The 12,034-nt window shown below is 68.4% G+C and carries 10 protein-coding genes; 3 read left to right on the top strand and 7 right to left on the bottom strand.

Going from position 1 to position 12,034, the window contains the following annotated elements; translation table 11 throughout:
• The first annotated feature begins 354 nt into the window (after positions 1–354).
• On the top strand, positions 355–1,158 hold the full coding sequence (locus tag ACIPXZ_RS14155) for a carbon-nitrogen hydrolase family protein (RefSeq protein WP_400595377.1): 804 nt from the start codon (positions 355–357) through the stop codon (positions 1,156–1,158).
• Positions 1,159–1,350: 192 nt separating this feature from the next.
• Here the strand turns inward: ACIPXZ_RS14155 and tyrS are convergent, their stop codons facing one another.
• From tyrS to ACIPXZ_RS14135, 4 genes are all read right to left on the bottom strand, one after another.
• Entirely contained in the window at positions 1,351–2,655 is a 1,305-nt protein-coding gene (gene tyrS, locus ACIPXZ_RS14150) for a tyrosine--tRNA ligase (protein WP_400595393.1), read from the bottom strand.
• 48 nt (positions 2,656–2,703) lie between these two features.
• Positions 2,704–4,935 (bottom strand): HelD family protein, encoded by a 2,232-nt coding sequence (locus ACIPXZ_RS14145; RefSeq protein WP_400595375.1) that lies wholly within the window; start codon positions 4,933–4,935, stop codon positions 2,704–2,706.
• A gap of 121 nt (positions 4,936–5,056) precedes the next feature.
• A complete protein-coding gene (locus ACIPXZ_RS14140; RefSeq protein ID WP_400595373.1) occupies positions 5,057–5,620 on the bottom strand; it encodes an adenine phosphoribosyltransferase in 564 nt (187 codons plus the stop codon).
• Between the two features lie 83 nt (positions 5,621–5,703).
• A complete protein-coding gene (locus tag ACIPXZ_RS14135; RefSeq protein WP_400595371.1) occupies positions 5,704–6,369 on the bottom strand; it encodes a DNA-3-methyladenine glycosylase in 666 nt (221 codons plus the stop codon).
• Positions 6,370–6,471: 102 nt separating this feature from the next.
• On the opposite strand from ACIPXZ_RS14135, the gene ACIPXZ_RS14130 reads away from it, so the two are divergent.
• Positions 6,472–8,007, top strand: a complete 1,536-nt coding sequence (locus ACIPXZ_RS14130; protein ID WP_400595369.1) for a DNA-3-methyladenine glycosylase 2 family protein — start codon at positions 6,472–6,474, stop codon at positions 8,005–8,007.
• 14 nt (positions 8,008–8,021) lie between these two features.
• Complete coding sequence (locus tag ACIPXZ_RS14125; RefSeq protein ID WP_400595367.1) at positions 8,022–8,519, top strand: methylated-DNA--[protein]-cysteine S-methyltransferase; 498 nt, start codon at positions 8,022–8,024, stop codon at positions 8,517–8,519.
• 64 nt (positions 8,520–8,583) lie between these two features.
• Here ACIPXZ_RS14125 and ACIPXZ_RS14120 read toward each other — a convergent pair whose 3' ends face one another.
• The 3 genes from ACIPXZ_RS14120 to ACIPXZ_RS14110 all read right to left on the bottom strand — a co-directional run bounded on the left by ACIPXZ_RS14120 (position 8,584) and on the right by ACIPXZ_RS14110 (position 12,034).
• On the bottom strand, positions 8,584–9,324 hold the full coding sequence (locus ACIPXZ_RS14120; RefSeq protein WP_400595365.1) for a maleylpyruvate isomerase family mycothiol-dependent enzyme: 741 nt from the start codon (positions 9,322–9,324) through the stop codon (positions 8,584–8,586).
• Positions 9,325–9,401: 77 nt separating this feature from the next.
• Entirely contained in the window at positions 9,402–10,826 is a 1,425-nt protein-coding gene (argH, locus tag ACIPXZ_RS14115) for an argininosuccinate lyase (RefSeq protein ID WP_400595363.1), read from the bottom strand.
• 2 nt (positions 10,827–10,828) lie between these two features.
• Positions 10,829–12,034: an argininosuccinate synthase gene (locus tag ACIPXZ_RS14110; protein WP_400595361.1), complete on the bottom strand. Its 1,206-nt coding sequence runs from the start codon at positions 12,032–12,034 to the stop codon at positions 10,829–10,831.

Genomic DNA, 12,034 nt, shown 5'->3' with positions numbered 1-12,034 from the left:
GCGATCATCGAAGGATTCAAAGCCACCCAACTCCCGACGAAAAGAACCTCTCAGTCCCTCCCGCCCCCGTCGCGGCGACCTGATCAACTTTACACACCTTCAGCGCCGCTCGCAAATCCGGCGTCCAGTGGTGCCTCGGAACCCCGAAAATCCCTGGAAACAAGCGGATCTTCGGCGCGACTCCGGCCTCTCTGACACCGCTGTTCCGATTCTGCCCTCCCTATGAAGCACGTCACGACGGATTCCGGCCCCGGCTGGACTCCGCTCCCCCAGGAGGCAGATGCTGGAAGTACGAGGACTCTGCCGTCCTCGGACAGCCGAAGTCCGGACCGTCACAGGACAACAGGAGCCGCCATGCGCATCGCCCTCGCCCAGATTCACAGCACCGCCTCACCCGCGGAGAATCTCGCCGTCGTACGCGAGTTCGCCGCCCGGGCAGCTGAGGCCGGCGCACGCCTGGTGGTTTTCCCTGAGGCGACCATGCGGGCCTTCGGTCATCCTCTTGCGGAGATCGCCGAGCCTCTGGACGGTCCGTGGGCCACGGAGCTTCGTGCCATCGCCCTCGAGCACCGCATCACCGTAGTGGCGGGCATGTTCACGCCGGGCCACGGCTCCGAACAGTCCCGCGTGCGGAACACCCTTCTGGTCACCGGTCCGGAGGTGGAGACCAGCTACACCAAGATCCACCTCTACGACGCTTTCGGCTTCGCAGAGTCGGACACTGTGGAGCCCGGTACCGATCCCGTGACCTTCGAACTGGGCGGAGTGACCTTCGGACTGTCCACCTGCTACGACGTGCGCTTCCCCGTGCTCTTCACCGCCAACGCCCTGGCCGGCGCGCACGTCCAGATCGTCTGCGCCTCGTGGGGACCCGGCCCCGGGAAGGTGGAGCACTGGGAACTCCTCACCCGGGCGCGCGCCCTCGACACCACGAGTTACCTGCTCGCCTGCGGCCAGGCCGATCCGGGCACGCTCGGCATTGAGAATCCCCGGATGTTGCCCACCGGCGTCGGGCATTCGGCGATCGTCAGCCCGCTCGGCGCGGACATCGCCCGGGCCGATGGTTCGGTCGGGCTTCTCCTCGGAGACCTGGACATCGCCGACGTCGAGACGGCCCGCACCACCCTGCCGGTCCTGGCCAACCGCGTACAACTCTGATCCCTCGTCCCCGCCCCGTCAGTTCGTGGGTTTCGGTTGAGTTCGTGGCTTAGGCCCACGAACTCAGCCGAAACCCACGAACTCGGCCCAGGTGGCGCTAGCGACAGACGCCTGCGGCCCGCCCCTTCCGGTGTCCCACCACGTGGTGAGAATGCCAGGAAGGGACGGGCCGCAGCCATGTATTCGGCGAGATCAGCCGACCATCACGCTCGCCAGGTTCTTCTTGCCGCGCCGCAGCAACAGGTACTTGCCGTGCAGGAGCTCGTCGGCAGAGACCACCTGGTCGACGTCCGTCACCTTGACGTTGTTGACGTAGGCGCCGCCCTCGGTGATGGTGCGGCGTGCATCCGACTTGGACTTCACCAGCTCGGTGGCCAGGAGCAGATCCACCACCGCCAGGCCATCGGCCGGGACCGTGGCGGACGCCAGCTCGGCGGACACCGCGAGCAGCGTCGGCTCATCCAGTACGGACAGGTCTCCGTTGCCGAACACCGCGGCCGAAGCGGCGATAACCTTCTCCGTCGCTTCGACGCCGTGCACCAGGCTGGTGACCTCCCACGCAAGGCGGCGCTGCGCCTCCCGGGCGAACGGACGTTCTGCGACGGCGGCACCGAGCTCCTCGATCTCCGCACGGCTGAGGAAGGTGAAGACCTTGAGACGGTCCACCACATCGGCATCGGCCGTGTTGAGCCAGAACTGGTAGAAGGTGTACGGCGAACACATGGCGCTGTCGAGCCAGATGGCGTTGCCTTCGCTCTTGCCGAACTTCGTACCGTCCGAGTTGGTGATGAGCGGGGTGCCCAGCGCATGCACGCTGTGTCCCTCCACCTTGCGGATCAGCTCCGTACCGCTGGTCAGATTGCCCCACTGGTCACTGCCACCGGTCTGCAACACGCAATCGTAGGCGCGGTGCAGTTCCAGGTAGTCCATGCCCTGCAGGATCTGGTAGCTGAACTCGGTGTAGCTGATGCCCTCGTCCGAGTTCAGGCGGCTCGCCACGATGTCCTTCTTGATCATCGTCCCGACACGGAAGTGCTTGCCCACCTCGCGGAGGAAGTCGATCGCCGAAAGGGGCGCCGTCCAGTCCAGGTTGTTCACCAGGCGGGCCGCATTCACCCCGTCGAAGGAGAGGAAGCGCGAGACCTGGCCCTGAAGGTAACCGACCCATTCGGTGACCGTCTCCTTCGTGTTCAGGACACGCTCGGCCGTCTGACGCGGATCGCCGATCAGACCCGTGGACCCGCCCACCAGCCCCAGGGGCTTGTGCCCCGCCAGCTGGAGCCGGCGCATCACGAGCAACTGGACAAGGTTGCCCAGGTGAAGGCTCGGTGCCGTCGGATCGAAACCGCAATAGTAGGTCACAGGCTCACCGGCGAGGAGTTTCTCCAGCTCCTGGGCGTCCGTGGACACGTGGACCAGGCCACGCCACGTCAGCTCCTGCCAGACATTGGCGAAGGAGGGATCGTTCTTCTGGTTCTCAAGGCTTGCGCCCTGCATGGTTTCGCTCAGCTGTGACACCCTTCCAAGTTAGCATCGAGCGGCGGTTCAGACCGCCTCGATCCCCTCCGGGACACCGGCGGAGGCGATCAGGCGCAGGCGCTGCGTAGGACGGGTCATCGCCACGTAGAGATCGCCGACGCGCCCTTGTGCGGCGTCGAGCAGCTCCTGCGGCTCCAGAATGACCACCCCGTCGAACTCCAGGCCCTTGGCATCCTGCGGGCTGATGACCACGATGTCCTGCTCATAGCTGCCGGAACCGCCGCCCACCCGTCCGCCGTACTGGGCACGGAGGGCCGTGTACGCGGAATCCAGCAGCCGCTCCCCCGCGATGACGGCCAGCAGGCCGCCGTCGAGCTGTGCGAGCTCCTCCGGCAGGGCACGCACCAATGCGGGGACGACGTCGGACGCGGGCACCCGCTCCACGACCGGCACCCAGCGTCCCTCACGCACCGCCTTGGGGGCGGAGACGATCTGCCCGGCCGCATTGGCCATCCGGACGGCGGCCTCGGCGATCTGCGAGGGCGTGCGGTAGTTCACCGTGAGCTCCTCCAGCCGCCAGTGGTCGCCGAACTCCGGAGTCAGGGCCGAGGCCCATGACAGGGCGCCCGCCGCTGAACTCGTCTGGGCGATGTCCCCCACGATCGTGAAGGACTTCAGGGGGCAACGGCGTGCCAGCAGGCGCCACTGCATGTGCGAGAGTTCCTGAGCCTCGTCAACCACCACATGTCCATAAGCCCAGGTGCGGTCTCCCCGGGCCCGGTCCGCGGCACCGAGCCGGGCGTCCTGCAGGGTGTTCGCCTCGACGATCTCCTCCGCACTGAAGTTCGGGGTGCTGTCCAGGTGTTTGATGTCCTCGAGGGCACGCTTGGCGTCCTCGATGTCCCGCTGGTGCTGCCGCTCGGCCTGGGCCGCGTGGCGGCCGGCATGGATGTCGTACTCGCCGAGCAGTTCCGCCGCCTCATCGAGCAACGGGACGTCGGCTTCGGTCCAGGGCGAATCCGCCGGGCGCAGGAGGAGCTCCCGCTCCTGCGCGGTGAAACCGGGCGTGCACGCTTTGAGGAAGCGCGGGTCCGAGAAGAGATCGGAGATCAGTTTCTCCGGCGTCGTCGGCATCCAGGCGAGGTTCAGTGCGACCCGCACGTCCTTCGCCGAACGCACGTCCTCGGCAAGGTAGGAGCGGTCCGCACTATTGCCCGGGTTCGACTCCAGCACCTTTTCGGTGAGCTGGTCCGTGAGCTCCCGGAGCAGGATCTTGACGAATGTGGCCCGTGCCTCATTGTGGGGCTTGCCGGTCTGACGCGCCTTGTCCCGCGCACGGGAGACCTGCTTGGGGGTCATGATGATCTTGTAACCGTCGACCGTCAGCGTGCGGGGCTGCGGAAGGGTCCTCTGACGCTGGGCGACGGCGTTCGCCACGACCACGGCCATGGCCAGACGGCCCTTGAGGGCTGCGACCTTCGGATCGTGTTCCTTGACCGCCTCGATGCCGGGCATGAGCCGGCCGAGGCTCGCCATCACGACGCCGGTCTCGCCGAGTGACGGGAGCACTCGCTCGATGTACTTCATGAAGGAGTTGCTCGGGCCGACAAGCAGCACACCGGCGGACTTCAGCCGCTCGCGGTGCGTGTAGAGCAGGTACGCCGCGCGGTGCAATGCCACGGCGGTCTTACCCGTGCCGGGACCTCCCTGGACCACCAGGGCGCCCGAGATGGAACTGCGGATGATCCGGTCCTGCTCGGCCTGGATGGTGCTGACGATGTCGGACATCTGGCCGGTCCGCTTGGAGTTCAACGCCGCCAGCAGGGCACCCTCACCCTGATGCCCACCGTTCTCGGTGAGCATCGTCGGGTCCAGGACGTCGTCTTCCATGGCCTTGAGCTCGCGGCCCGACAGGATCAGGTGGCGGCGCCGCCGGACGCCCTGCCGGTCGAATGCCGTGGCCTGGTAGAAGTGGCCCGCCTCCGGGGCACGCCAGTCCACCATCAGGCGCTGCAAGTCCTCCGTCGAGAGTCCGATGCGGCCGATGTACTGTGCCTGACCATCGTCGAGGTCAAGACGGCCGAAGACCAGCCGGTCCTCCACCGCGTCGAGCTGGGCCAGGCGATCTTCGTACAGCGCGGCGAAGGCATCACGCTCGGACACGTTCTGGATGCTGCCGACGGCACCGCCACGGCGGACCTTCGCCAGTTGCTGCCGCTTCTCCTCCCGGAGCTCATCCAGCCGGCGGTACAGCCCGTGGACGTAGTCACGTTCGCGCACCAGGTCAGCTTCGAGCATCAGGCAACCCCTCATTCCCCACGATTAACCACCGTCTTGGATAACGGACCGTCCATTCTACAACCATCGAGGTGAACGCAGGGTGCCACGCCGGACGGATGCCGCCGTCACCCGCATCGCGTCAGACTTTCTGGAGAGCGTGAACGGTCTCAGGAGCGATTCCGGCGGCGGTCAGACGTTCCCGGCCCGGCAGGTCCGCCAGCTCCAGCACGACGCCGATGCCGACCACCTCACAGCCGGCCCGTCCGAAGAGCGTGTGCGCGGCCGCGAGGGTTCCACCGGTGGCGAGAACGTCGTCGAGCAGGAGGACGCGGGTGCCTGCCGGGAGGTCGTCGCGGTGGATCTCCAGGGTCGCCGTGCCGTACTCCAGGGCGTATTCCTGTGCGAACGTCTCGCGCGGCAGCTTGCCTGCCTTGCGTACGGCGACGACGCCGGTCCCGGAGGCGTAGGCGGCTGCGGCCGCGAGCAGGAAACCGCGCGCCTCGACACCCGCCACGACGTCGAAGGTTCCGGCGAAGGGCGCGAGCAGCGCCTCCACGACGGTCCGAAGCCCCTTGCCGTCCGCGAAGACCGGGGTGAGGTCACGGAAGACGATGCCCGGCTCCGGGTAGTCCGGGATGGTGGCGCAGAGGCGGTCGAGAACGGAGGTGGCGGATTCGGGAGCTGTTTCAGACACGGCTTCCATTTTAGGGCCGCGGCGGCGAGCGCCCCGCATCGGCCTTGCGGCCCCGGCACGGCCGACCGGGTATTGCCTGGCCCAGCGCGGCTTCAGCGCGGCTTGGCCGCCCGGTACGCGGATACGCTCGGCTCGCCGTCCAGCCAGAAACGCCACGGGTAGGCCGGGCTGCCACCGGCCCCCGAGACACCGACCCGCGGCCCGGAACGCACGATGCCCGCCGGGCCGTCCCCCGGACGTGAGGCGTTGCGTGGCACCTCCAGCCCCAGCGGCCGGGCCAGCAGATCCCGGCCGGAGTCCGCCGTCGTCAGCGCGAGACAGGATGCGAGCCGCGCCGGCCCTTGGGCGAGCTGCACGTCCTTCTGTGAGGACGGACGGCGCCATCGCGCCAGTTCAAGGCCCTCCACGATCTCACCGGCCCGCATGAGGATCCCGCCGGCCTTCCCGTCGGGCCAGCAGACCATGTTCACGCAGTAGTGCATCCCGTAGGTGAAGTAGCAGTACAGATGGGCGGGCGGCCCGAACATGGGAGCATTGCGTGGCGTGCGCCCGCGATAGCTGTGAGCTCCGGGATCGGGAAAATCGGAGTCACGCGGGCCGCGGTACGCCTCCAGCTCCGTGAGACGGACGGATACGGTCCCCTCCTCGCTGTGATGGCTGACGACCGATCCCAGCAGCCGTGGTGCCAGCGCCACCGGGTCTCCGCTCAACAGTTCCCGGATCTCCCCCGGTGCCAGCCAGTCATGCCCATGCTCCATGTCCACGACGCTAGCAGCCCGTGCAGTGGACGTTTCAGGGTCCGTCACTGTCGTGTCCGAAAACCGCCATCATCGATGTCCGGAAACTGCCAGAATGAAGTCATGGACTTCTGGCAGCGCTACCGGGCGATCGACACGCGGGACGCCCGTTTCGACGGGCAGTTCTACACCGCGGTCAAGACCACACGCATCTACTGCCGCCCGTCCTGCCCCGCGCGAACCCCCAAAGCCGAGAATGTCGAATTCTTCGAAACCTCGGCCGCAGCCCACGAGGCGGGCTACCGCGCGTGCAAGCGCTGCCTCCCCGAGGCGGTACCGGGCACCCCCGCCTGGAACGTGCGCAGCGATGTGGCGGCCCGGGCCATGCGGCTGATCAACGACGGGGTGATGGACGACGGCGGAGTCCCCATCCTCGCCGCACGGCTCGGCTACTCCACACGGCAGCTGGGCCGGATCCTCACTCAGGAGCTCGGCGCTGGACCGCTCGCTCTGGCGCGGGCCGCACGGGCCCAGACCGCCCGGCAGCTGCTCGTATCCACGCCGATGAGCCTGTCCGATGTCGCTTTCGCTTCGGGCTTCAACAGCATCCGTCAGTTCAACGAGACGATCGCCGAGGTCTACGACCGCACACCGGGCCAATTGCGCGCTTCGGCACGGCACAACGAGCGCTCGCTCCCGTCCAAGGGCGCCCCGGCCTCCGGCACGCTGAGTCTGCGACTGCCGTACCGCGGCGTCCTGGATCGCGGGGTGTTCGCTTTCCTCGCCGCCCGCGCGATACCCGGCGTCGAGCTCGCCACGGACTCCTCCTATGAGCGGGCCCTGACCATGCCTCATGGCGTGGCGCATTTCAGCGTGACACTCAATTCGCGGGGGACGCTGGACCTGGACGTGCACTCCGTGGCGCTGAAGGATCTGCACAGCCTCATCACGAGAGTCCGGCGCCTCTTCGATCTGGACGCCGATCCGGTCGCCATCGACGAAGTCCTGTCCACGGACCCCCGCCTGGCGCCGCAAGTCGCCTCTGTTCCGGGCATCCGGTTGCCGGGTGCCCTGGACCCGCAGGAGATGTTGATCCGGGCGATGATCGGCCAGCAGATCACCGTGGCCGCGGCTCGCACCGCGCTCGGTGGCCTGGCCACCCGGGGAGAACCGTTCGCACCCCAGCGCGGGACGGCCTCTGACGGGCCAGGCCGGAGCCGGCACGCCGGGAGCCCCCTGGAAGGCGATGGCATCACGCGGCTCTTCCCGGCACCCGCGGTGCTCGCCGAGGCCATTCCCGAGCTGCTGCGCGGCCCCGCACGGCGCCGCGAATCGCTCCGGCATGCGGCAACGGCGATGGCTTCGGGCGAACTGGCCTTCGGCTTCGGCGACACACCTGAGACCCTCGCGGAACGGCTGCTGCCTCTGCCGGGCGTCGGTCCCTGGACCGTCGGTTACCTCTCGATGCGTGTCCTCGGGGCGCCCGATGTCTTCCTCGCGGGCGACGCCGCCATCCGCAACGGCATCCGAAGTCTCGGCGGCGACGGCGATCCCGCCTTCGCCTCCCTGTCCCCCTGGCGTTCCTACGCCACCCTCCATCTCTGGCGCGCGGCGGCCACCGCCCCACGCCGGATCACGAAGTCCCTCTCTGAAGGCTGAAAGGACGGCACACCATGGCTGACTACACGACTCTCACCACCCCCGACGGGCCCTTCACGATCGTCGCCGAGGAAGGCATCGTTCTCGCTTCCGGCTGGACGGCCGAGCTGGACGAGCTGCTCCCCCAGGTCCACAAGAGCATCCGGCCGGCGGAACTGCACCGGACCGCACGGCTGGGCGTCCTCGGTGAAGCGGTGAACGCGTACTACGACGGCGATCTGGAGGCTCCGATGACCGTGGCGGTCCGCCAGAAGTCCGGGCCGTTCCGTGAACACGCCTGGGACGTGCTGCGAGGCGTGGCGGCCGGACAGCCCCTCAGCTACACGGGCTACGCGGCGGCGGCGGGCAACCCCAAAGCGATCCGGGCGGCGGCCAGTGCCTGCGCCTTCAACGCCGCCGCCCTGTTCGTGCCCTGCCACCGGATCGTCCGCAACGACGGCTCACTCGGGGGCTTCCGCTGGGGCCTGACGGTCAAGGAGAGTCTGCTGGCCCGCGAGGCCCAGGCTTCCTGAGGAACGCGGGGTCAGTTAGAGCCCAAAGACCGTCACGGAATGGGCCATAGGTGACCCCGCGTTGCTATTTGGCGGCGACGCCGGACGGCCAGGGCAGCAACGGCGGCAGGGCGACGTCGTCCGCCGCGGCCGAGGCGCGCAGGGTGTCCAGACTGGGTTTCCGGCCGGCCAGCCAGGCCGCGATGTCGGTCAGCATGCCACTGACGACCACGCCACGCTCTCCGCGGCCCAGCGTCCGGGGAGGCAGGCCGAGCGGCTGAAGGACGAAGTGATGATCCTCCGGCACACGAGCTTCAAGGAAATCGAAGAGGTGCAGGCAGAAGGCCTTGGACCAGGTTTCAGGACCGTATTCCAGGTCCAGATCCGAGGTGTGGATGACCAGCTCGCGCCAGAGGGCGAGGCCCCCGTCCAGCACGACGCCGTCGCGGTAGGCGACACGGGCGGCCCACTCCTCCGGGGCGAGGGAATCGAAGGCGCTCAGCGCCCGGGTGAGAGCCGTGTGAACATCGGTCCGATGCTCGTCGGCACCGTGACCGGCCGCCAGCTCGATGCGCGCGGTGCGTCCCTCGTAGCCGCCGTCGTACACCTCGACGGTCTCGCCGCGTCGCGCGTATTCCACTTGGCGGGCCATGGCGTCGCTGATGCCCATGACGTGGGCGAGCACATGACCGCGGGTCCAGCCCGGCAAGACCGACGGCGCCTTCACGGCGGCGTCATCCAAGGGTGCCGCGAGCTTCTCCACCAGCGCCGCAGAGGAGTGCAGATCGGCCAGAAGAGTCTCGGGGCCGCTTGTGAGCTGAGTCATGCACCCATCGTAGCGTTGAGTTAACGCAGATGAACCGGAACCCGTGCGGGTTCCGGTTCATCGTCGAGGCTTCCGGCTCAGGCCAGGAAAGCCCTGGCCTCGGCCAGCTCGGCCTGAAGAGCCTTCAGCTGGCGGGCGACGGCGCTCGGTGCCGTACCGCCCTGCGCACTGCGGCTGGCGAGCGAGCCCTCCGTGGAGAGCACGCTGCGGACCTCAGGCGTCAGCTGCGGTGAGATCGCCGCATACTCCCCGTCCGTCAGATCCCAGAGCTCGACGCCGCGGCTCTCGGCCTGCTTGACGGCCGCACCGGAGAGCTCGTGAGCTTCGCGGAACGGCACGCCCTGCCGGACCAGCCATTCGGCCACGTCCGTGGCGAGGGCGAAGCCCTGCGGCGCCAGCGCCTGCATGCGCTCCGTGTTGAAACCCAGCGTCGCGATCATGCCGGAAACCGCAGGGAGCAGCAGCTCCAGGGTGTCCGCCGCGTCGAACACCGGCTCCTTGTCCTCCTGCAGATCCCGGTTGTACGCCAGGGGCAGGCCCTTGAGCGTGGCGAGCAGCCCGGTCAGATCGCCGATCAGGCGGCCGGCCTTGCCGCGCGCCAGCTCGGCGACGTCCGGGTTCTTCTTCTGCGGCATGATGGACGAGCCCGTGGAATAGGCGTCATCCAGCGTGACGAAAGAGAACTCCTTGGTGGCCCAGAGGATGACCTCCTCCGAGATCCGGGAGATGTCCACGCCGATCATGGCGGCCACCCAGGCGAACTCCGCGAAGACATCCCGCGAGGCGGTGCCGTCGATCGAGTTGTGCACCGCCGAGTAGAAGCCCAGGTCGGCAGCCACGGCCTCCGGGTCCAGACCCAGCGAAGAACCCGCCAGCGCACCGGAGCCGTACGGCGAGACGCCCGCCCGCTTGTCCCAGTCCTGAAGACGCTGCACATCGCGCAGCAGAGCCCAGGCGTGGGCCAGCAGATGATGACTCAGCAGCACCGGCTGCGCGTGCTGCAGGTGCGTGCGGCCCGGCATGGCGACCTCGGGATGAGCCTCAGCTTGCGCCACGAGGGCGTCCACCACGTCCAGCACGCGCGCGGCGATGATGCGGGCGTGATCGCGCAGGAACATGCGTCCCAGGGTGGCGATCTGGTCATTGCGGGACCGGCCGGCGCGGAGCTTGCCGCCCAGGTGGGTGCCGGCGCGCTCAAGCAAGCCGCGCTCCAGGGAACCGTGCACGTCCTCGTCGCTCTCGGCGGCCACGTAGGCGCCGCTCGCGACGTCGTCATCCAGCTGCGTGAGCGCGGCGAGCATGCCGTCCAGCTCGGCGTCGTCCAGCAGGCCCGCCTTGTGGAGCACGCGGGCGTGCGCCTTGGAGCCGGCGATGTCGTAGCGCGCCAGGCGCCAGTCGAAGTGCGTGGACTTGCTCAGCGCGGCGAGCGCGTCCGCCGGGGCACCGGCGAAGCGCGCGCCCCAGAGGGCGCCCTGGTTGGTGCCGTGAGTCTCGGAACTCATGCTCAGGCTCCTGCGACCCGCTGGTCGCGGGTGGAGGCGACCTTGGACGACATGCCCCAGAGCTCGATGAAGCCCTTGGCCTGGGACTGGTCGAAGGTGTCACCGGTGTCGTAGGTGGCCAGGTCGAAGTCGTACAGGCCGGTGTCCGAACGACGTCCGTTCACGATGGCCTGGCCACCGTGCAGGGTCATGCGGATGTCGCCCGAGACGTACTTCTGGGTGTCCTCGATGAAGGCGTCCAGGGAGCGCTTGAGCGGGGAGAACCACTGGCCGTCGTAGACCAGCTCGGACCAGCGCTGGCCGACGGTGGCCTTGAAGCGGGCCTGCTCGCGCTCGATGGTCACGTCTTCGAGGTGCTTGTGGGCCGTGATCAGGGCCATCGCGCCGGGAGCCTCATAGATCTCGCGGGACTTGATGCCCACGAGGCGGTCCTCGACGACGTCGATGCGGCCCACGCCCTGGGCGCCGGCACGGCGGTTGAGCTCCTGAATGGCCTGCAGCGGCGTGACGGCCACGCCGTCGATCGCCACGGGGACACCCTGGTGGAAGGTGACGACGACCTCATCCGGCGCCGGCGGGAACTCCGGGGTGGCCGTGTAGTCGTAGATGTCCTTGGTGGGGGCGTTCCAGATGTCCTCGAGGTAGCCGGTCTCCACGGCGCGGCCCCAGACGTTCTGGTCGATCGAGTACGGGTTCTTCTTGGTGGTCTCGATCGGCAAGCCCTTCTCCTCCGCGAAGGCGATGGCCTTGTCACGGGTGAGCGCAAGGTCACGGACCGGGGCGATGCACTTCAGGTCCGGGCCCAGGGTCTGGATGCCGACCTCGAAGCGGACCTGGTCGTTGCCCTTGCCGGTGCAGCCGTGAGCGACCGTGGTGGCGCCGAATTCGCGGGCGGCCTTCACCAGGTGCTTGACGATCACCGGGCGGGAGATCGCGGACACCAGCGGGTAGTGGCCCTGGTAGAGGGCGTTCGCCTTCAGCGTGGGCATGGCGTACTCGTTGGCGAACTCGTCGCGAGCGTCGGCCACATAGGCCTCGACGGCGCCGCAGCCGAGGGCGCGCTGGCGGATGGTCTCCAGCGACTCGCCGCCCTGCCCGACGTCGACCGCCACGGCGATCACTTCGGCGCCGGTGGCTTCGCCGATCCAACCAATGGCCACAGAGGTGTCAAGGCCGCCGGAGTAGGCCAGGACGATGCGCTCGGTCAC

Source organism: Arthrobacter sp. NPDC090010 (assembly GCF_044748305.1).
Taxonomy (GTDB): domain Bacteria; phylum Actinomycetota; class Actinomycetes; order Actinomycetales; family Micrococcaceae; genus Arthrobacter_E.
The sequence above is the reverse complement of the archived record's forward strand: the minus strand, read 5'-3'. Positions and strand labels throughout refer to the sequence as shown.